A 20,526-nucleotide genomic window follows, 5' to 3' on the forward strand; every position below is an offset into this window, starting at 1 on the left:
GAGCGCGGACCATGCCCGGCCCCCGGTCCCCGAGCCGGGGTCCGGTGCCGGGCGCTCACAGAGCTTGAGGCGCTGTGAGGGGTGGGTCAGAGGCCGAGGGCCCGGCGGAGGTCCTCGGCGCGGTCGGTGCGCTCCCAGGAGAAGTTGGGCTCCTCGCGGCCGAAGTGGCCGTAGGCGGCGGTCTGGGAGTAGATCGGCCGCAGCAGGTCCAGATCACGGATGATCGCCGCCGGACGCAGGTCGAACACCCGCGAGATCGCCTCCTGGATCCGCGGCACCTCCACCTTCTCGGTGCCGAACGTCTCCACGAACACCCCCACCGGCTGCGCCTTGCCGATCGCGTAGGCCACCTGCACCTCCACCCGATCCGCCAGACCCGCCGCCACCACGTTCTTGGCCACCCACCGCATCGCGTAGGCCGCCGAACGGTCCACCTTGGACGGGTCCTTGCCCGAGAACGCCCCACCACCATGACGGGCCATCCCGCCATAGGTGTCCACGATGATCTTCCGGCCCGTCAGCCCCGCGTCACCCATCGGGCCGCCGATCTCGAACCGGCCCGTCGGGTTCACCAGCAGCCGGTACCCCTCGACGTCGATGTCCAGCTCGGCAAGCACCGGCTCGACCACGTGCTCCTTGATGTCGGGGAGGAGCATCTCCTTCAGGTCGATCTCGGGAGCGTGCTGGCTGGAGACGACCACCGTGTCCAGCCGCACCGGCCGGTCGCCGTCGTACTCGATCGTCACCTGCGTCTTGCCGTCCGGACGCAGATACGGCACCGTGCCGTTCTTGCGCACCTCCGACAACCGGCGCGCCATCCGATGCGCCAGCGTGATCGGCAACGGCATCAGCTCCGGCGTCTCCCGGCAGGCGTACCCGAACATCAACCCCTGGTCGCCGGCCCCCTGACGGTCCAGATCATCGGAGCCCTCACCCTCACGGACCTCATAGGCGTCGTCCACGCCCTGGGCGATGTCGGGCGACTGCGCCCCGATCGACACCGACACACCACACGAGGCACCGTCGAAGCCCTTGTGCGACGCGTCGTACCCGATCTCCAGGATCTTCTCCCGGATGACGCCGGGGATGTCGACGTAAGTCTCGGTGGTGACCTCACCGGCGACGTGGACCTGGCCGGTGGTGATCAGCGTCTCGACCGCGACCCGGCTGGTCGGGTGGTCCTTGAGCATGGCGTCGAGAATCGCGTCACTGATCTGATCGGCGATCTTGTCCGGGTGGCCCTCTGTGACCGACTCGGAAGTGAACAGGCGGCGGGACAACTCACAGGCTCCTCATGCAGCGGCTGCTGACGTCGTGGCTTTGGCTTGGACGGCCAAGGCGCTGCGCCGAGTTTAGCCCGACGAGGTGCGGCGCCGCGCAACCGTCTCACGGCGTGGCGGGGGCCTAAAGGTCGGGAAGGGGGTCCTTCGGCAGGTCCGCGGGTGAGAACGCCTCGGCGTCGGCCGCCGCGACGACGGGGACGTACTCGGCCTCGACCTCGAACAGGGTGTCGCCCAGCCGGATCGCGGGCCGCGGGCCGTGCCGTACGGGACCGAGGCGGGTGCGGCGAGGGTAGCGCGCCCAGACGACGGCGGGCTCGTCCCGGCTGAACAGCTTGGTGGCGAGCACGGTGATCGACAGGCCGGTCACCACGACGAGGTAGTGGGCCGCGCCGCCCGATCCGGTGAGGGTGGCGGGGAAGACGTAGTGCAGTTCCTCACCCGGGGGCAACAGGGATCGGCAGCGTTGTCGCACCGCGGCGGTCACCGGCATCGCGTGGCCCTCTCACTCCGGCATCCTCCTGGAGTATCCGCCCGGAACCGCCCGCCATCAAGCCGTCATGAGCAGGACTCATCACGATGGGGCGGGGGCTCAGGCGAGGCGGGCGGCCACGAGGTCCCAGACGACGTCGGCCAGCCCCTCCTTGGGGCCGCGCGGCACCTCGACCGGGTCGCCGCCCGCGACGAGGATCACGGCGGCGTTGTCGGGGGTGCCGAAGGCGAGGTTCTCGCCGACCTGGTTGACGACGAGGAGGTCGCAGCCCTTGCGGGCGAGCTTGGCCTGACCGTTGGCGAGGACGTCGTCGGTCTCGGCGGCGAACCCGGCGATGACCTCGGGCCAGGGCCGGCGCCCGGCGCGGCGCAGGTCGCACAACTCGGCGAGGATGTCCGGATTTTTCGTGAGATGAATGGGCTCGGGATCCGCCGACGACTTCTTGATCTTGGAGTCGCTGCGCGCGGCGGGCCGGAAGTCGGCCACCGCCGCCGCCATCACCACCGCGTCGGCGCCCCCCGCGGCCTCCAGGACGGCCTCCCGCAGGCCGAGCGCGGACTCCACCCGCACCACCGTGGCGCCCGCCGGGTCGGGCAGCGCCACGTTGGCGGCCACCAGCGTGACCCGGGCGCCCCGCGCGACGGCCGTGCGCGCCAGCGCGTACCCCTGCAGGCCCGAGGAACGGTTGCCGATGAACCGCACCGGGTCGATGGCCTCGCGGGTGCCTCCGGCGGACACGACGACGTGGCGGCCCGCCAGGTCGGCCCCGCGGCCGGACAGGACGCCGCGGCACACCTCGAAGATCGCGGCGGGGTCGGGCAGGCGCCCCCTGCCGGTGTCGGCGCCGGTCAGCCGCCCGACGGCGGGGTCGATGACCAGGCAGCCGCGCTCGCGCAAGGTGGCGACGTTGGCGCGGGTGGCGGGGTGCTCCCACATCTCGGTGTGCATCGCCGGGGCGAAGACGACCGGGCAGCGGGCGGTCAGCAGGGTGTTGGTGAGCAGGTCACCGGCCAGGCCGTGCGCGGCCTTGGCGAGGATGTCGGCGGTGGCCGGCGCGACCACCACCAGGTCGGCCGCCTGCCCGATGCGGACGTGCGGCACCTCGTGGACGGACTCCCAGACCTCGCTGGTCACGGGATTGCCCGACAGGGCGGCCCAGGTGGGCTCGCCGACGAACCGCAGGGCGTCCCGCGTGGGGACGACGCGGACGTCGTGACCCGACTCGGTGAACAGCCGCAGCAGCTCGCACGCCTTGTAGGCGGCGATGCCCGCGCCCACGCCGAGGACGACGCTCGGCCCGGCGGAGGCCTTGCTGTTCATCACGGGGCGCGCGGGTCGGACCGGTCAGCCCTCGATGGCCTCGGAGGTCAGCAGGCCCTCGGAGATCTCACGCAGCGCGATGGAGAGGGGCTTCTCCTGGGCGTGGGTCTCCACGAGGGGCCCGACGTACTCCAGAAGGCCCTCGCCGAGCTGGGAGTAGTAGGCGTTGATCTGGCGCGCCCGCTTCGCGCCCATGATGACCAGGCTGTACTTGCTGTCGACGACCTCAAGCAGCTGGTCGATCGGCGGGTTGGTGATGCCTTCGGCAAGCGGGGCGGTGCCGGCCACGTCGTCGGCCTCTCAGTCGGGATGTCGGATCGATCGGAGGATCGGTCCCGGCCTTGCAGAATACCAAGCCTCACGGGCGCGCCGGACGCGCGCACGGGCCGATCGTCACGTCATCAAGGCTATCAGCCGGGCGCACACGTCACCGACGGCCGTGTTGACCAGCGACACGTCGAACTCCTTCTCGGCGGCGAGCTCGACGCGACCGGCGGCCAGGCGGCGCGTGATGACGTCCTCGGGTTCGGTGCCGCGCCCGCGAAGGCGGCTCTCCAGTTCTTCCCAGCTCGGCGGGGCCAGGAAGACCAGAAGCGCCTCGGGCATGGACTCACGGACCTGCCGGGCGCCCTGGAGGTCGATCTCCAGGAGCGTGGGGACGCCGTCCGCGAGCTTGCGCTCCACGGGCGCCCGGGGCGTTCCGTACCTGTTGCCGGCGAACTCCGCCCATTCGAGGAGCTCACCAGCGCCGACCATGCGGTCGAATTCCTCGCCGGCGACGAAGTAGTACTCGACGCCGTGCGTCTCGCCGGGCCGGGGGGCCCTGGTGGTCACCGAGACCGACAGCCACACCTCGGGGTGGGACCGCCGAAGCTCGGCGACGACCGTGGACTTTCCCACGCCGGACGGCCCGGAGAGGACCGTCAGGCGCTTTCCCGCCGGTCCGGAGGAGACGTGCGCCGCCTCCGGACTGCCGGTCGAAGGCATGGAGTCACCGCCACGTGTCCCGAACCCCCCGAAAACGGGCGCCCGCTGGACGCCGCCCTCTTCGGGCCAGGACGTACCGGTCACTCCACACCCCCGTGATTTCTGTTCCAGCCGGCCGAGATCAGCTCTCGGCGCCGCCGAACTCGCGCTCCAGAGCGGCCCGCTGGTTCGCGCCGAGACCCCGCACGCGGCGGGACTCGGCGATACCGAGCCTCTCCATCAGCTGCTTGGCGCGGACCTTGCCCACGCCGGGGAGCGACTCCAAAAGTGCCGACACCTTCATCTTGCCGATGACGTCGTCGGTCTGACCATCCTTCAGCACCTCAGCCAGAGAAACCGCGCCGTGCTTGAGCCGGTTCTTGACCTCGGCACGCTCTTTGCGGGCTTTGGCAGCCTTCTCCAGGGCTGCGGCGCGCTGCTCGGGGGTCAGGGGAGGAAGAGCCACGCCGGGTCACCTCGAATTTCTGTCGATGTACTCGGACGGGAGGGGAAACTAGCTGGTCTTGGGCCTTCAAGCAACGTCAAGCCCAGTTTCTCCCCCGACAAAATTGTTTTCATCACTCTTCGTGTCCGGAGAATCGCATTCCGTCGACAAAACGCGCCTGTACTGGCCGCTCTCGGGCTAGTCATCCCCGGACGGCGGATCGGCTCCGGGCTAGTCCTGGAAGGCGGTTCCCGGCCATCCGCGCGGGCCGCGGAAATGATCCGCGCGTCAGGCCTGGAGCACGCGCCGCAGGGCCGTGGCGATGCGCGCGGCGGCCGCTCCGGGGTCGGCGGAGGCGGTGATGGGACGCCCGATCACGAGAAGATCGGCCCCGTCGGCGATGGCCTGCTCGGGAGTCGCTACTCTTGCCTGGTCCTGGGTTTCGGCACCGGCGGGCCGCACCCCAGGCGTGATGAGCATGACACCGGGCCCGACCTCGGCCCGCACCGCGGCGACCTCGCGGGGCGAGCAGACCAGGGCCTGGGCGCCCGCGCCGACGGCCTCGACGGCCAGACGGCGCACGGCGTCACCGGAGGGTCCCCTGACTCCGATACGCTCCAGATCGGCCTCTGAGAGCGACGTCAGGGCCGTGACGGCGGCGACGCGGGTGTTCGGGGCGTTCTCGACGGCCGCCCGGATCATCGCGCGGCCGCCCGCGGCGTGCACGGTGAGGATGGCGGGCCTGAGCCGTGCGACGGCGCGCGCGGCCCCGGCGACGGTGTTCGGGATGTCGTGCAGCTTCAGGTCGAGGAAGACCTGCACACCGGTGGCGCCCCGCACCGAGGCGATCACGTCGGGGCCGTAACGGAGGTAGAGTTCGAGGCCGACCTTGACGGTGCTCACGTGCGGGGTGACGGCCGCGGCCCAGCGGGCCGCCGTCTCCAGGTCGGGCGCGTCCAGGGCCACGGCGATGGGTGCGGACGTCACAGAGAGGTCTCCTCAAGATCGGTTCGGTGCCGGGGTCCCGCCCCGGGCGGACGGTGGGCCAGCCCCACCGCGTCGGCGAGCCGCTCGAAGCCGCGCTCCTTGAGCAGCTCCTCCAGCTCGCGCAGGATGCGCAGGCAGGCGTAGGGGTCGTGGAACAGCGCGGTGCCCACGGCGACCACGCAGGCGCCCGCCAGGATCATCTCCAGCGCGTCGCGGCCGCTCGCCACGCCGCCCATGCCGACGATCGGCACGCCGGGCAGCGCGGCGTGCACCTGCCACAGGCAGCGCACGGCGAGGGGCCTGATGGCCGGGCCCGAGAGGCCGCCGGTGCCGGCGGCCAGCGCGGGCCGCATGGTGTCGACGTCGATGCTCATGCCCAGCGGCGTGTTGATCATGGCGAGCGCGTCGGCGCCGCCGTCCACGCAGGACCGGGCGATCGCGACGATGTCGGCGACGTCGGGGGCGAGCTTGGCGACCACGGGCACGTCGTAGCGCATGGTCGCGCGGACGGAGGAGACGACCTCCGCCGAGGCGGCGGGGTCGCGGGCGAACACCCTGCCCATGTCCTCCACGTTGGGGCAGGAGAGATTGATCTCGACCGCGGCGACGCCGGGCGCGTCCGACAGCCTGCGGGCCAGCGCGGTGTACTCGGCGACGCTGCCCCCGGCGATGGACACGACGGCGCGGGCGCCCCGGTCGACCAGTCGCGGCAGCTCGCGCTCCAGGAACGCCTCCACGCCCGGCCCCTGCAGGCCGACGCCGTTGAGCAGGCCCGAGGGCGTCTCGGCCATGCGCGGGGTGGGACGCCCGGCGCGGGGAGCCATGGTGATCGAGCGGGTGACGACCGCGCCGAGGCGTGCCAGGTCGAAGAACTGGGAGAGCTCGGCACCGGAGGCGGCGCACCCGGCGGCCGTGGTGATCGGGTTGGCCAGTTCGACGTGCGCGAGGTACGTCCGCATGTCAACTGACATTTCTGGAGTGAGCACCCCCCTCCTGCGCTCGTCCCCCGGGCGCGCCGAGGGCGTCGAAGGGGATCGTCCCGACGTCCTCGAACCGCACCCGCTCCCCGCGGAAGACCGGGCCATCCACGCACGACCGCGCCATGCGCGTGACGCCGTCGTCGCCGATGACGGGCAGCACGCAGGTCATGCAGACCCCGTACCCGCAGGCCATCGCCTCCTCGACCGACACCTGCACGGGGATGTCGAACTCGACCGCGACGGCGGTGACGCCGCGCAGCATGGACATCGGCCCGCACGCGTACACCACGTCGGCGCGCGCGTCGGCGATCACCGAGGGCAGGGCGTCGGTGACGCGGCCGCGCAGGCCGAGCGAGCCGTCCTCGGTGGTCAGGGTGATGGTCTCCCCCATGCGGCGGGCCCGCAGCGCGCCGAAGACGCGGTCGGCGGAGGCGGCGCCGAGCACGAAGTCCACCCGGCAGCCGCGCTGCTGCAGGGTGTCGGCGAGCGCGAACAGCGACGCCGAGCCGTACTCGCCGCCGACCAGCACGCACGTGCAGGGGTCGCGGGGCACGGGGAACGGCCGGCCGAGCGGGCCCACCAGGTCCAGGGTGTCCCTGGCCTTGCGCTCGGCCAGCCACGCGGTGCCCCGGCCGCGCACGGCGAAGACCAGCTCCACCGTGCCGCCGTAGTCGGGCTTGACGTCGTGCACCGAGAAGGCGCGGCGCGCGGGCATGGAGGTGTGCGGGCCGCCGACGGCCACGGAGACGAAGTGGCCGGGACGGAAGCGCTCGGCGATGCCCGGCGCCACCACGGTCAGGGCGTGGTAGGCGTCGACGCGGCGCGTCGTCAGCACCGTGCCCGTCACCTGCACCGGAGTTCCGGCCGTCTCCTTCACCTCCCGCCGCGGGGTCAGCCCCTCAGTCTCTTGGCGTGCTCCTGGAGCGACCGTACGCCCACCGACCCCGCCGCGACGGCCTGGATGCCCTGGACCGCCGCCGCGAGCCCCTGCACGGTGGTGACGCACGGGACGCCCCGCAGGACGGCGGCGGTGCGGATCTCGTAGCCGTCCAGGCGCGGCCCGGACTGGCCGGGGCTGCCGAAGGGGGTGTTCACGATAAGGTCGACCTCGCCGTCCAGGATGCGCGTGACGATCGTCGGCTCACCGTCCGTGCCGGGGCCGTCGCTCTGCTTGCGCACGATCTTGGCATGGACGCCGTTGCGGCGCAGCACCTCCGCGGTCCCCTCCGTGGCGAGGATCTCGAAGCCCAGGTCGGCGAGGGCCTTCACCGGGAAGACCATCGCGCGCTTGTCGCGGTTGGCGACCGAGACGAACGCGCGCCCCTTGGTCGGCAGCGAGCCGTAGGCCGCGGACTGCGACTTGGCGTAGGCGGTGCCGAAGACCTCGTCGATGCCCATCACCTCGCCCGTGGAGCGCATCTCGGGCCCGAGCACGATGTCCACGCCCCGGAACCTGTTGAACGGCAGCACGGCCTCCTTGACCGCGATGGGGGCGTCCAGGGGCAGCGTGCCGCCGTCGCCCTCGCGCGGCAGCATGCCCTCCTCGCGCAGGGAGGCGATGCTCGCGCCCATCATCACCCGGGCCGCGGCCTTGGCGAGCGGCACCGCCGTCGCCTTGGACACGAACGGCACCGTGCGGCTCGCGCGCGGGTTGGCCTCCAGGACGTACAGGATGTTGGCCGACAGGGCGTACTGGACGTTCAGGAGGCCGCGCACGCCGACGCCGCGCGCGATGGCCTCGGTGGCGGCGCGGATGCGCTTGATGTCGAACCCGCCGAGCGTGATCGGCGGCAGCGCGCACGCCGAGTCGCCCGAGTGGATGCCGGCCTCCTCGATGTGCTCCATCACGCCGCCGAGGTACAGCTCCTCGCCGTCGAACAGCGCGTCCACGTCGATCTCGATGGCCTCGTCGAGGAACTTGTCGACGAGGACGGGGTGGTCGCCCGCCGCGCGGCCCATGTAGGCGCTCAGCGTGTCCTCGTCGTAGACGATCGCCATGCCGGCGCCGCCGAGGACGTAGGACGGGCGCACCAGCACCGGGTAGCCGATCTCGGCGGCGACCTCGCGCGCCTGCTCCACGGTCATGGCGGTGCCGTGCCGGGGCGCGGGCAGCGCGGCCTCGGCGAGCACCCGGCCGAACGCCCCGCGGTCCTCCGCCAGGTGGATGGACTCGGGGCTGGTGCCGACGACCGGCACGCCTGCGTCCTTGAGCGCCTGGGCGAGGCCCAGCGGCGTCTGGCCCCCGAGCTGCACGATGACGCCCGCGATGGGACCGGTCTCGCGCTCGGCGCGCACGACCTCCAGGACGTCCTCCAGCGTGAGCGGCTCGAAGTAGAGCCGGTCGGAGGTGTCGTAGTCGGTCGAGACGGTCTCGGGGTTGCAGTTGACCATCACGGTCTCGTACCCGGCGGCCGACAGCTCGAAGGAGGCGTGCACGCAGGCGTAGTCGAACTCGATGCCCTGCCCGATGCGGTTCGGCCCGCTGCCGAGGATGATCACCTTGGGCCGGTCGCCGTGCGGGACCTCGGTCTCCTCGTCGTAGGTCGAGTACAGGTAGGGGGTCTTGGCGGCGAACTCGGCGGCGCAGGTGTCCACGGTGTTGTAGACCGGGCGTACGCCGAGCGCGTCGCGCAGGGCCCTGACCTCGGGCTCGGCCAGCCCGCGGATCTCGGCGATCTGGGCGTCGGAGAAGCCGTGCCGCTTGGCCCTGGTCAGCGCGGCGGCCGTCAACTCGCCCTCGCGCAGGGCGGCGGCCTCCTCGTCGATCAGGAAGAGCTGGTCGAGGAACCACGGGTCCACGGCGGTGGCCTCGTACAGCTCCTCCAGGGTGGCGCCGGCCCGGATGGCCTGCTGCATCGTGCGCAGCCGCCCGTCGTGCGGGGTGCGGCACGCGTCGAGCAGCCTGCTCCTGTCCTCGGGGCCGCCGGGCTCTCCGGCCCAGGAGAAGGACGACTCCTTCTTCTCCAGCGACCTGAGGGCCTTCTGGAGCGCCTCGGGGAAGGACCTGCCGATGGCCATGGCCTCGCCCACCGACTTCATGTGGGTGGTGAGGGTGCGGTCGGCGCCGGCGAACTTCTCGAACGCGAACCGCGGGACCTTCACCACCACGTAGTCCAGCGAGGGCTCGAAGGAGGCCGGGGTCTCGCGGGTGATGTCGTTGGGGATCTCGTCCAGGGTGTAGCCGATGGCGAGCTTCGCGGCGATCTTGGCGATCGGGAAGCCGGTGGCCTTGGAGGCCAGGGCGCTGGACCGCGACACCCGGGGGTTCATCTCGATGACGATCATGCGCCCGGTGCGGGGGTCCACGGCGAACTGGATGTTGCAGCCGCCGGTGTCGACGCCGACCTCGCGGATGACGGCGATGGCGACGTCGCGCATGTTCTGGTACTCGCGGTCGGTCAGCGTCATGGCCGGGGCCACGGTGACGCTGTCGCCGGTGTGCACGCCCATCGGGTCGATGTTCTCGATGGAGCAGACGATGACGACGTTGTCGGCCCGGTCGCGCATGACCTCCAGCTCGTACTCCTTCCAGCCGAGGATCGACTCCTCCAGGAGCACCTCGGTGGTCGGCGAGGCGTCGAGCCCGGCCCCGGCGATGCGGTGCAGGTCCTCCTCGTCGTAGGCGAAGCCCGAGCCGGCGCCGCCCATGGTGAAGCTCGGCCGCACGACCACCGGGTAGCCCAGGGTGTCCGCGGCGGCGAGGCACTCCTCCAGCGTGTGGCAGATCGCCGACCGCGCGGACTCGGCGTTCAGCCCGTGCTCCTCGGCGACCTTGGCGACGATGCCCTTGAACAGCTCGCGGTTCTCTCCGGCCTGGATCGCCGCGATGTCGGCGCCGATGAGCTCGACGCCGTAGCGCTTGAGCACGCCCGCCTCGTACAGGGCGACCGCGGTGTTGAGCGCGGTCTGGCCGCCGAGGGTGGGCAGCAGGGCGTCGGGGCGCTCCTTGGCGATGATCTGCTCGACGATGCCCGGGGTGATCGGCTCGACGTAGGTGGCGTCGGCGAACTCGGGGTCGGTCATGATCGTCGCGGGGTTGCTGTTGACGAGGATCACGCGGTAGCCCTCGGCGCGCAGCACCCGGCAGGCCTGCGTGCCGGAGTAGTCGAACTCGCAGGCCTGCCCGATCACGATGGGCCCCGAGCCGATCACCATGATCGACGAGATGTCGGTGCGCTTAGCCATTGCGCCGCTCCTCCCCCTTCGTGCCCGTGGCGCCGCCCGCCATCAGGGCGCAGAACTCGTCGAACAGGCCCGCGGCGTCGTGCGGGCCCGCGGCGGCCTCGGGGTGGTACTGCACGCTGAACGCCGGGTAGTCGAGCAGGCGCAGCCCCTCGACGCAGTCGTCGTTGAGGTTGACGTGGCTGACCTCGCCGCGCCCGTACGGGGTGTCGAACGGGCCCTCCAGCGGCGCCTGGACGGCGAAACCGTGGTTGTGGGCGGAGATGTCCACCTTGCCGGTCCGGCGGTCCTGGACGGGCTGGTTGACGCCCCGGTGGCCGTAGCGGAGCTTGTAGGTGCCGAGGCCGAGCGCCCGGCCCAGGATCTGGTTGCCGAAGCAGATGCCGAACACCGGCCTGCGGGCCTCCAGCACCCCGGTGAGGGTCTCCACCGCGTAGTCCGCGGCGGCGGGGTCGCCGGGGCCGTTGGACAGGAACACCCCGTCGGGGTCGACGGCCAGCACGTCGGCCGCGGTCGCGGTGGCGGGCAGCACGTGCACCTCGCAGCCGCGCTCGGCCATGCGGTACGGCGTCATCGCCTTGATGCCGAGGTCGATCGCCGCGACCGTGAACCTCTTGACGCCGTGGGCGGGCACGACGTACGGCGCCGCCGTGGAGACCTCCTTGGCCAGGTCGGCGCCGACCATCGAGGGGCTCGTGCGCACGCGCTCGGCCAGTTCCTCGACCGGGGCCGTGGGCGCGGTGAACACGCCGGCGCGCATCGCGCCGCGCTCGCGCAGGTGGCGGGTGAGCGCGCGGGTGCCGGGCATGGCGATGCCGACCACGCCCTGGCGGCGCAACTCGTCGTCCAGGGAGCGGCGCGAACGCCAGTTGGAGGCGACGCGCGCCGGCTCGCGCACGACGTACCCGGCCACCCAGACGCGCGAGGACTCCGGGTCCTCGTCGTTGACGCCGGTGTTGCCGATGTGCGGGGCGGTCATCGCCACGATCTGGCGGTGGTAGGACGGGTCGGTCAAGGTCTCCTGGTATCCGGTCATGCCCGTGGCGAAGACCATCTCGCCGAAGGTCTCCCCCTCGGCGCCGTAGGAGGTGCCATGGAAGGCGCGGCCGTCCTCCAGCACGAGGACCGCCGGGGTGGGGCGCGTCACCTGGTCTTCCCTTCTACGTGGACGGGACGGGTCACGGGGGTCGTCACGTCAGTTTCCCTTCGAGGACGGTGGGGCGGCCGCGCAGGAACGTCGCGACGACTGCGCCCGGCAGCGTCATGCCCACATAGGGCGTGTTACGGCTCTTGGAGGCGAAGGCGCCCGGGTCGACGTCCCGGCGCGCGGAGGGGTCCACCAAGGTGAGGTTGGCGGTGGCCCCCGCCTCCAGGGGCCCGCCGTGGCCGGACAGGCGGCCGATGCGGGCGGGGCGGGCGGACATGCGGTCGGCGACGCCGGCCCAGTCCAGCAGCCCGGTCTCGACCATCGCCTCCTGGACGACGGACAGGGCGGTCTCCAGACCGATCATGCCCATGGCCGCCGCCGGCCACTCGGTCTCCTTGTCCTCGACCGGGTGGGGGGCGTGGTCGGTGGCCACGCAGTCGATCGTGCCGTCGGCCAGCGCCAGCCGCAGCGCCCGGACGTCGGCCTCGGTGCGCAGCGGCGGGTTCACCTTGTAGATGGGGTTGTAGGGCCCGGCGGGCGAGGACTCGGCGCGCGCGTCGGTGAGCAGCAGGTGGTGCGGGGTCACCTCGGCGGTGACGTCCCAGCCCTTCGACTTGGCCCAGCGGATGATCTCGACGGAGCCGGCCGTGGAGACGTGGCAGACGTGCAGGCGGGAGCCGACGTGCGCGGCCAGCAGGCAGTCGCGCGCGATGATCGCCTCCTCGGCGACGGCGGGCCAGCCGGTCAGGCCGAGACGGCCCGACACCGCGCCCTCGTTCATCTGCGCGCCCTCGGTCAGGCGGGGCTCCTGCGCGTGCTGGGCCACCACGCCGTCGAACGCCTTGACGTACTCCAGGGCGCGCCGCATGAGCACCGCGTCCGAGACGCACACGCCGTCGTCGGAGAAGACCCGCACGCGGGCCGCGCTGTCGGCCATCGCGCCGAGCTCGGCGAGCTGGCGGCCCGCCAGGCCCGCGGTCACCGCGCCGACCGGCCGCACGTCGCAGTGGCCGGCCTCCTGGCCGAGCCGCCAGACCTGCTCCACCACGCCCGCGGTGTCGGCGACCGGCGAGGTGTTGGCCATCGCGTGCACGGCCGTGAACCCGCCGAGCGCGGCGGCCGCCGTGCCCGACTCGACGGTCTCGGCGTCCTCGCGGCCCGGCTCGCGCAGGTGGGTGTGCAGGTCCACCAGGCCGGGCAGCGCGACCAGCCCGTCGGCGTCGACGACCGTCGCGCCCGCCGCGTCCAGCCGGCCGGGCGCGCCGATCTCGGCGATCCGGCCGTCGTCGAGCAGCACGTCGCGCGGGTCGCCCCCGAGAACACGGGCGCCCCTGAGAAGGTAGGTCACTGGTTTCCCCCGATCGCGGGCTCGGAGCCGGACAGAAGCAGATACAGCACGGCCATGCGGACGGTCACGCCGTTGGTGACCTGCTCGACGATCGTGGAGCGCTCGCCGTCGGCGACCTCCGCGGCGATCTCCATGCCGCGGTTCATCGGGCCGGGGTGCATCACGATCGCCCCCACGGGCATGCGCGCCATGCGCTCGGGGTCCAGGCCGTAGCGGCGGCTGTACTCCCGGGCGGAGGGGAAGTAGGAGGCGTTCATGCGCTCGTGCTGGACGCGCAGCATCATCACCACGTCGGACTTGGGCAGCACCGCGTCGAAGTCGTAGGAGACCTCGCACGGCCAGTCGCCCATGGACACCGGCAGCAGCGTGGGCGGGGCCACGAGGGTGACCTCGGCGCCGAGGGTGTGCAGCAGGTGGACGTTGGAGCGCGCCACCCGGCTGTGCAGGACGTCCCCGACGATCGTGACCCGGCGGCCGTCCAGGTCGCCGAGGCGGCGGCGCATGGTGAACGCGTCGAGCAGCGCCTGCGTCGGGTGCTCATGGGTGCCGTCGCCGGCGTTGACCACGCTGCCGTCCACCCAGGTGGCCAGGCGGTGCGGCGCCCCGGAGGCGCCGTGCCGCACCACCACGGCGTCGGCGCCCATCGCCTGCAGGGTGAGGGCCGTGTCCTTCAGGCTCTCGCCCTTGGACACGCTGGACCCCTTGGCCGAGAAGTTGATGACGTCGGCGGACAGGCGCTTGGCGGCGGCCTCGAAGGAGATGCGGGTGCGCGTGGAGTCCTCGAAGAAGAGGTTCACCACCGTGCGCCCGCGCAGAGTGGGCAGCTTCTTGATCGAACGGCCCGAGACCTCGGCGAGTTCCTCGGCGGTGTCGAGGATGAGCAGGGCGTCCTCGCGCGACAGGTCGGTGGTGGACAGCAGATGGCGCTTCATCGCTGGCCTCCCCTCAGCAGGACGGCGTCCCGCTGGTCGGTCTCGGTGAGACACACCCGCACCGTCTCGGCGCGGGAGGTCGGGAGGTTCTTGCCGACGTAGTCGGCGCGGATGGGCAGCTCGCGGTGGCCGCGGTCGACCAGCACCGCCAGGCGGACCGCCCTCGGACGGCCGAGGTCGTTCAGCGCGTCGAGCGCCGCGCGCACGGTGCGGCCGGAGAACAGGACGTCGTCCACCAGGACGACGATGCGGCCGTCCACCCCCTCTTTGGGGAGGTCGGTGCGGCCGAGCGCCCGCGCGGGCCTGAGCCGCAGGTCGTCGCGGTACATGGTGACGTCGAGGGAGCCGAAGGCCACCGGGCGGCCCTCGACCTGCTCGATGCGGTCGGCGAGCCTGCGCGCCAGGAAGGTGCCGCGGGTGGGGATGCCGAGCAGGAGAAGGTTCTCGGGGCCCTTGGCCCGTTCGAGGATCTCGTGGGCGATGCGGGTGAGGGCCCGGTTGATGTCAGGGGCCTCCAGCACCGCGCGCTCGCCGTCGCGCGGGGAGGTCTCGTCGTGCGCCGGGGCCTGTGCCCGCGCGTCTTCCCCGCCGTCGTCGTACCCGGCGTCGTGGCCGTGGTCGCGAACTTCGGCGCGTACGTCGTCGTGCGCCTGATTCCGGGCGCCGTTCATGGAGGTCACCGCCTTTCCCGCCTCACAGGACGGGGTTAAAGGAACTGGTGCACTCACGTTAGCAGCCCGCCCGAGAACGCCCCGAACCGGTTCGCCCCACTCGACCTGGGCGGATACCCTTCCGCTGACCTGCGGGGGAACGGCCGCCGCTCCAGTCGCGCGGGCGGGCCGGGGCTCGGCCGCGGCGCACGGGGGTGCCTTATCGGACGGGACGCCGGGCGCGCGCGGACGTTCCGTGAACCCGTGGCCGACGGATACGGAAGGGACCGGAGCCACGTTCACGGCCGCGCAGATCAGCACCCGACCGGACAGGATTCGGCATCTTTTTTCCAATCAGCTTGACCAATCACGCCCACACCTTTACCGTCACTGTCCGTAACCACACCTCGCGACGTACTCGGGTAAACCGCGACGCTCCGGTCACCGATGGTGCCTGTCCCGGGTCCCAGACCCGAGCGCCGCCACAACCGTCGCGAGGCGCACAATAAGTGAGAACGTTCATAGAAAGCCGGGGGCCTAACAATGCCGTCTGACTACGCCAAGTCGCTGGGCGCGCGACTCCGCGCCATCCGCACCCAGCAGGGGCTATCACTGCACGGGGTCGAAGAGAAGTCGCGCGGCAGGTGGAAAGCCGTCGTCGTCGGCTCTTACGAGCGCGGCGACCGCGCCGTGACCGTGCAGAAGCTCGCCGAGCTCGCTGATTTCTACGGTGTGCCCGTCTCCGAGCTGCTGCCCGGAGGGTCCGCGCCCGCTCCTCTTGGCCCTACGCCCAAACTGGTGATCGACCTGGAGCGCCTCGCCCAGTTGCCCAAGGAGAAGGCCGGGGCCCTCGCCCGTTACGCGGCCACGATCCAGAGCCAGCGTGGCGACTACAACGGCAAGGTGCTGTCGATCCGCCAGGAAGATCTGCGCTCGCTCGCGGTCATCTACGACAAGTCCCCGAACGAGCTGACCGAAGAGCTCATCACCTGGGGCGTGCTGGACGCGGAGGCGCGCCGCGCGGTCGAATCGTTCTGACGACCGTTCTTCCCCGGGACCGTACGGTCGCCACGCCGTACGGTCACCGCCCTGAGCAGTCCGGTCACGCCCCTGAACGGGCCCGTCCGGTCATGGCCCCCTGAGCGCCCTGCCCGACCCCCCGAGCCCTCCCAGGACCACGCCCGCCTGAGCATCCCAGCCGTTCTCAGGACCGCGCCGGCCCGCGGAGCGATGACGACCCGGGGACCACGACGGCCGTCAGGCCCGTCGGCTTCCCGGCCGGTCGCGCCGGTGGCACGGGACTCTGCCCTCACGGCGTCGGCGACCCGAACGAAACACGCACCGTCGTGTGCGGCGAGGATCCCGGGGCGATCCCTCCCGCACACGACGCTCCGCGCACTCACCGCGTCGGCACGCCTGTGAGCCCGGCGACCCGGGGACGGATGGTGATAAGGCCCGCAGGCCACGCATCGGCCGGGCGAGTCGCCAGAACGCCGCACATCGGCCCGGCAGAGCCGGTGGATCGCACATAGGCCAGGTAAGGCCGACGGATCGGGCATCGGCCGGGTGAAACCGGTAAATCGCGCATCAGCCGGTTGAGCAGCCATAAGATGGCGCATCGGCCAGGTAGAGCGGGTGCGACACGCGTCGGCTCGGTGGCGCGCCGGTGCGTCTCGCCTGGGCAGGTTGGATCGACCACCCGGCGGGATCGTGGCACACGGCAGGGTGGGATCGGCGACCCGGGGGCGGGTGTGGGCCGACGGCGCGATGAGGGCGCTGGGCGGGGTGGGTCAGCCGGCCATCGGGGTGTTCACCGGGATGGTGGCCTGGCCGGGGACGCCGAGGATGTCCTCGACGACGGCCACGAAGGTGCGGGCCTCGGCGAGCAACTCGTCGGACTCCGGGGCCGACACCACGCGCACCATGCCGGCCTCGGCCATGGCCCGCTTGCGCGCCGTCTCGGCGAAGTAGGCCGCCCACTGCGCCAGCTTGGGCTCGGCCTCCGGTAACAACTCCCACGCGCTGCGCAACCGGCGTCTTCGCCCGTCCATGGGCCGCGGGAGCGCCGCGAGGATCGCGGCCGCCGCGCGCAGCGCCGCGAGGTGGGCCGAGACGTACCCCTCGGCGGGGGTGCGGGACGCCGCCGAGTCGGCCAGGCACGCGTGCGCGTCGGCGAGGTGCGCGCGCACCGTCTGGGAGACCCGGGGACCTTCTCCGGACTGTCGAGTCATGCCAACCCTCCTTGGGTCATGGCCTCGGCGGTGACCGCCGGTGATAACACCGTCGCAGATGCCACCGACAATTCCGATGGTCTGCTGGTAGGGGTCACGTGGCAGGCTCGTCCCTCGCTCTCTCGGCCCGGCTCGCCGCCCGGGGCCGGACGAGGAGCTTCCCCTCTCCCCGTCCGGCCGTCGCGTCTCGCCGGCGGGGCCGCCGCCATGGACGGCGGCCCGCCGGAGGTGAGGGCAGGCCGCGAGTCCCGCCCCCACTGTGTCGAACATAAATTCGATGATGAGCGATGTCAAGCATCTCACGAACAAAGGTTCGATCATGGCGTCAACCTGCGCCCGAGCACGGGCCTCTGACACGAAACCGCACGTGACGGCGGGTGGCGCCCAGGGACGAGGGGCGGGAGAAGGGGCTGGATCCTGGGGCCGGACATGACGAAGGCCGCGGCGTCGTGACGCGCGCGGCCTTCGAACAGAGCAACCGGATCAGCGCCGGAACTTGCCCCTCACGTGGACGGGCACCCCGGTGCCGAGCATCGAGGGCAGGGCCTGCGCGACGTGCATCGGCAGGCGCACGCACCCGTGGGAGGCGGGGTAGAGCGGCACCGAGAGCGCGCCGTGCAGCGCGATGCCGCCGTTGAAGAAGATCGGGTTGTAGAGCTGCCCGAGGTAGGACTTGTGCCAGCCCGAACGCCGCCACGTGGTCTTGTAGTCGCCGGTCGGGGTCCTGGCGTCGCCGCAGAACTTCTGCACCTTGCCCTGCCAGGTCGCCGTCTCGCAGTAGGGGATGCCGCTGCCCGAGGAGACGTGGGTGATCAACCGCACCTGACCGGACCGGTACAGGACGGCGATCTGCCGGGTGAGGTCGACCTCGACCCGGTCGGGCTTGCCCCGCGGCACGAGCACCCGCGGCGGCCTCGGGTCCTCCAGGGCCCGCCAGGTGCGCGAGGTGATCGTGCTCGTGGGCGTGATGCCCTGGACCTTCTGGAACGCCCAGACGGCGGACTGTGTGGTGCCTCCGTACCGTGCGTCGATCTTGCCGGGCGCGTAGCCGAGCTCCCGCAGGCGGCTCTGCAACTGCTTGACGGCGGCGCCCTTGGCGCCGATCTTCAGCCGGACGTTCGGCGCCGTGAACGGCGCGACCGCGACCTCCCGGCCGACCGGCGTCGCGTGGATCTCGACCGTCGCGCCCCGGGCGCCGGCTCCCCCTGCCGGCGCCGCGTAGTGGATTCCCGTCCCGAGGCCCGAGACGAGCACGGCTCCCGCGGTCAGCACCGCCGCGGCGGCGAGCCGCCTACCAACCCCCATGTCAAAACTCCCCTTCGGTAACGCCATGTACAGATCACGGACATTAGCGCAAGGATCAAGCTCACCCACCGTGAGTCACGGAGATGTAATCAATGGCTCAACCGGGTCAACATGCTTAGAGTGGTCCGGTGCCAGAAAAGTTGCATCCGAGCGTCCAGAAGGTGACCGTCGCTCTGCGCGAGGCCGGCGCGACCGGCGAGGTGGTCGTGCTGGAGGATGCCGCGCCCACGGCCGTGACCGCCGCCGCCCAGCTCGGCTGCGAGGTCGGGGCCATCGCCAACAGCCTGATCTTCGACGCCGACGGCGAGCCTCTGCTGGTGCTGACCAGCGGCGCGCACCGGGTGGACACGGGTTTGATCGCCCGGCTGGTGGGCGTGGCCAAGGTCAAGAGGGCCACGCCGGAGTTCGTGAAGGCGGCGACCGGGCAGACCATCGGCGGCGTGGCCCCGGTCGGGCACCCGGCGCCGATCCGCACGCTGGTGGACACCTGGCTCGGCAAGCACGAGGTGGTGTGGGCCGCGGCCGGTCACGCGCACACGGTCTTCCCGACCACGTTCGACGAGCTCGTGCGCATCACGGGCGGCAGCGCGGCCGACGTCGAGTAGGCGGGCCGGTCCCACATCGCCCTCGGCCGCCCGGTACGCCGGATTCCCTCGCCGCCCGGTACGCCGGGTTAACACCCTGAAGATCGCTCTGATCGGGTTCGGCCGTGCCTCCGCAGGGTGCTGCTAGTGTGCGACGAGTGATCGAACTGCGACGCGCCGGTGCCGCGGAGTTCACCGCCGAGCTGGACACGGTGATCCGGATCTACACGGCGGCGATGCGCCCTCCGCCCGAGCAGCTGGCGGGCCGGCAGGGCATCATGCGCAACCACGCCACCTTCCCGGACTTCACCTGCCTGTTCGCCGAGACCTACGACGGCGCGGTGGCCGGCTTCGGGTACGGCTTCCACGGCGCGCCGGGACAGTGGTGGCACGACGTCGTACGCCGGGGCCTGGAGGACCGCGAGGGCGCCGCCGTCGCGGCCGCGTGGTTCGAGGACGCCCTGGAGATCGCGGAGATCCACGTGCACCCCGGCTACCAGGGCAAGGGCATCGGGCGGCGGCTCGTGCGCGGCCTGTGCGAGGGCCGGCGCGAGCGCACCGCCGTGCTGTCCACCCACGACCGTCCGACGGCGGCGCGCCACCTGTACCGGACGCTGGGCTTCGTCGACCTGATGGAGATGTTCGTCTTCCCCGGCGGCTACGAGCACTACGCGATCGTGGGCAGCACGCTGCCGCTGCGCGCGGCGGACCCGGCCGCCGCGCGCCCCGGCCGGGGTTAGCCGGCCTTCGCGACGGCGGGCTCGGGGGACAGCGCCTGGTAGACCTCGCGGGTCGCACTGGACTTGTTGAAGGTGATGAAGTGGATGCCGGGCGCGCCCTCGTCGAGCAGGGTCTGGCACAGCTCGGCGGCGTGCTCGATGCCGACGCGGCGCACGTCGGCGGGGTCGCCGGCGACGGCCTCGAAGCGCGCGGCGACCTCGGGCGGGAACGGCGCGCCGGACAGCTTCTCCGACCTGGCGATGGTGCTCATCTGGGTGACGGGCATGATGCCCGGGATGATCGGCGTGTCGCAGCCGCGGGCCGCGACGCGGTCGCGCAGCCGCAGGTAGTCCTCGGCGCGGAAGAACATCTGGGTGATGGCGTAGTCGGCCCCGGCCCGGCACTTGCGCACGAAGTACTCGGTGTCGGACTCGATGGAGGGCGACCTCGGGTGGCGGTAGGGGAAGGCGGCCACGCCGACGCAGAAGTCCCCGGCCTGGCGGATCAGGCGCACCAGGTCCTCGGCGTACGCGACGCCCTCGGGGTGCTTGATCCACTCGGCCAGCGGGTCGGTGCCGGGCGGGTCGCCGCGGACGGCGAGGATGTTGCGCACGCCCGCCCCGGCGAACCTGCCGATCAGGTGGCGCAGCTCGCGCAGCGAGTGGTCGACGGCGGTGAAGTGGGCGACGGGCGTGAGCGTGGTCTCGTGCGCGATGCGCTCGACGGCGTCGACCGTGCGGTCCCTGCTGGACCCGCCCGCGCCGTAGGTGACGGACACGAAGGTCGGGCGCAGGGCCTCCAGCTCGCGGATCGCGCGCCAGAGCTGCCGCTCCCCCTCGTCGGTCTTGGGGGGCATGAACTCGAAAGAGAACGACCGGCCACCGGCGGCGAGCAGATCTCTGACGGTGGGCACGCGGTCAGGGCGGACGGAAGGACGACCCAGAGACATGGGTCCA

Annotated in this window: 20 protein-coding genes; 3 read left to right on the forward strand and 17 right to left on the reverse strand. The window is 72.1% G+C overall.

Features of this window, described 5'->3' with window-relative positions:
- Positions 1-86: 86 nt before the first annotated feature.
- From metK to pyrR, 14 genes are all read right to left on the reverse strand, one after another.
- Positions 87-1,280: a methionine adenosyltransferase gene (metK, locus tag BJ982_RS31685; RefSeq protein ID WP_184886140.1), complete on the reverse strand. Its 1,194-nt coding sequence runs from the start codon at positions 1,278-1,280 to the stop codon at positions 87-89.
- A gap of 124 nt (positions 1,281-1,404) precedes the next feature.
- Complete coding sequence (locus tag BJ982_RS31690) at positions 1,405-1,773, reverse strand: hypothetical protein (protein ID WP_184886142.1); 369 nt, start codon at positions 1,771-1,773, stop codon at positions 1,405-1,407.
- 99 nt (positions 1,774-1,872) lie between these two features.
- Positions 1,873-3,093 carry a bifunctional phosphopantothenoylcysteine decarboxylase/phosphopantothenate--cysteine ligase CoaBC gene (gene coaBC, locus BJ982_RS31695; protein WP_184889606.1) on the reverse strand — a complete coding sequence of 407 codons (1,221 nt, stop codon included), beginning with the start codon at positions 3,091-3,093 and terminating at the stop codon, positions 1,873-1,875.
- Positions 3,094-3,117: 24 nt separating this feature from the next.
- Entirely contained in the window at positions 3,118-3,381 is a 264-nt protein-coding gene (rpoZ, locus tag BJ982_RS31700) for a DNA-directed RNA polymerase subunit omega (RefSeq protein ID WP_184614195.1), read from the reverse strand.
- 105 nt (positions 3,382-3,486) lie between these two features.
- The gene (gene gmk / locus BJ982_RS31705; protein WP_184886144.1) at positions 3,487-4,080 is read right to left on the reverse strand and encodes a guanylate kinase; all 594 of its coding nucleotides are present in this window, start codon (positions 4,078-4,080) and stop codon (positions 3,487-3,489) included.
- A gap of 121 nt (positions 4,081-4,201) precedes the next feature.
- Positions 4,202-4,525: an integration host factor, actinobacterial type gene (mihF, locus tag BJ982_RS31710; RefSeq protein WP_114031276.1), complete on the reverse strand. Its 324-nt coding sequence runs from the start codon at positions 4,523-4,525 to the stop codon at positions 4,202-4,204.
- Between the two features lie 267 nt (positions 4,526-4,792).
- A complete protein-coding gene (gene pyrF / locus BJ982_RS31715; protein ID WP_184886146.1) occupies positions 4,793-5,491 on the reverse strand; it encodes an orotidine-5'-phosphate decarboxylase in 699 nt (232 codons plus the stop codon).
- Positions 5,488-6,462 (reverse strand): dihydroorotate dehydrogenase, encoded by a 975-nt coding sequence (locus tag BJ982_RS31720; protein WP_184886148.1) that lies wholly within the window; start codon positions 6,460-6,462, stop codon positions 5,488-5,490. Before BJ982_RS31720 ends, pyrF begins: the two co-directional genes overlap by 4 nt.
- Positions 6,452-7,348 (reverse strand): dihydroorotate dehydrogenase electron transfer subunit, encoded by an 897-nt coding sequence (locus BJ982_RS31725; RefSeq protein ID WP_373869609.1) that lies wholly within the window; start codon positions 7,346-7,348, stop codon positions 6,452-6,454. The genes BJ982_RS31720 and BJ982_RS31725 overlap by 11 nt, the downstream gene beginning before the upstream one ends.
- 14 nt (positions 7,349-7,362) lie before the next feature.
- Entirely contained in the window at positions 7,363-10,656 is a 3,294-nt protein-coding gene (gene carB, locus BJ982_RS31730; RefSeq protein WP_184886150.1) for a carbamoyl-phosphate synthase large subunit, read from the reverse strand.
- Positions 10,649-11,800: a glutamine-hydrolyzing carbamoyl-phosphate synthase small subunit gene (carA, locus tag BJ982_RS31735; RefSeq protein WP_184886152.1), complete on the reverse strand. Its 1,152-nt coding sequence runs from the start codon at positions 11,798-11,800 to the stop codon at positions 10,649-10,651. Before carA ends, carB begins: the two co-directional genes overlap by 8 nt.
- A gap of 43 nt (positions 11,801-11,843) precedes the next feature.
- On the reverse strand, positions 11,844-13,148 hold the full coding sequence (locus tag BJ982_RS31740) for a dihydroorotase (protein WP_184886154.1): 1,305 nt from the start codon (positions 13,146-13,148) through the stop codon (positions 11,844-11,846).
- Positions 13,145-14,080, reverse strand: a complete 936-nt coding sequence (locus BJ982_RS31745) for an aspartate carbamoyltransferase catalytic subunit (protein ID WP_184886156.1) — start codon at positions 14,078-14,080, stop codon at positions 13,145-13,147. The genes BJ982_RS31740 and BJ982_RS31745 overlap by 4 nt, the downstream gene beginning before the upstream one ends.
- Positions 14,077-14,751 (reverse strand): bifunctional pyr operon transcriptional regulator/uracil phosphoribosyltransferase PyrR, encoded by a 675-nt coding sequence (pyrR, locus tag BJ982_RS31750; protein ID WP_184886158.1) that lies wholly within the window; start codon positions 14,749-14,751, stop codon positions 14,077-14,079. Before pyrR ends, BJ982_RS31745 begins: the two co-directional genes overlap by 4 nt.
- Before the next feature lie 522 nt (positions 14,752-15,273).
- Between pyrR and bldD the strand changes: the two genes are divergently transcribed.
- Positions 15,274-15,768 carry a transcriptional regulator BldD gene (bldD, locus tag BJ982_RS31755; protein ID WP_184886160.1) on the forward strand — a complete coding sequence of 165 codons (495 nt, stop codon included), beginning with the start codon at positions 15,274-15,276 and terminating at the stop codon, positions 15,766-15,768.
- Between the two features lie 752 nt (positions 15,769-16,520).
- Here the strand turns inward: bldD and BJ982_RS31760 are convergent.
- Complete coding sequence (locus tag BJ982_RS31760) at positions 16,521-16,961, reverse strand: SAV_6107 family HEPN domain-containing protein (protein ID WP_184886162.1); 441 nt, start codon at positions 16,959-16,961, stop codon at positions 16,521-16,523.
- A gap of 483 nt (positions 16,962-17,444) precedes the next feature.
- The gene (locus tag BJ982_RS31765) at positions 17,445-18,266 is read right to left on the reverse strand and encodes a L,D-transpeptidase family protein (RefSeq protein WP_184886164.1); all 822 of its coding nucleotides are present in this window, start codon (positions 18,264-18,266) and stop codon (positions 17,445-17,447) included.
- Between the two features lie 128 nt (positions 18,267-18,394).
- Between BJ982_RS31765 and BJ982_RS31770 the strand changes: the two genes are divergently transcribed.
- Both BJ982_RS31770 and BJ982_RS31775 read left to right on the forward strand, forming a co-directional pair.
- Positions 18,395-18,871, forward strand: coding sequence for a YbaK/EbsC family protein (locus BJ982_RS31770; RefSeq protein WP_184886166.1), 477 nt, complete (start codon positions 18,395-18,397; stop codon positions 18,869-18,871).
- A gap of 137 nt (positions 18,872-19,008) precedes the next feature.
- Positions 19,009-19,590, forward strand: coding sequence for a GNAT family N-acetyltransferase (locus BJ982_RS31775; protein WP_203958952.1), 582 nt, complete (start codon positions 19,009-19,011; stop codon positions 19,588-19,590).
- On the opposite strand, the gene metF is transcribed toward BJ982_RS31775, so the two are convergent.
- A complete protein-coding gene (gene metF, locus BJ982_RS31780; RefSeq protein WP_184886168.1) occupies positions 19,587-20,519 on the reverse strand; it encodes a methylenetetrahydrofolate reductase [NAD(P)H] in 933 nt (310 codons plus the stop codon). The two genes, BJ982_RS31775 and metF, sit on opposite strands and share 4 nt — an antisense overlap.
- Positions 20,520-20,526: the final 7 nt, after the last annotated feature.

It is taken from the genome of Sphaerisporangium siamense, assembly GCF_014205275.1.
Classification (GTDB): domain Bacteria; phylum Actinomycetota; class Actinomycetes; order Streptosporangiales; family Streptosporangiaceae; genus Sphaerisporangium; species Sphaerisporangium siamense.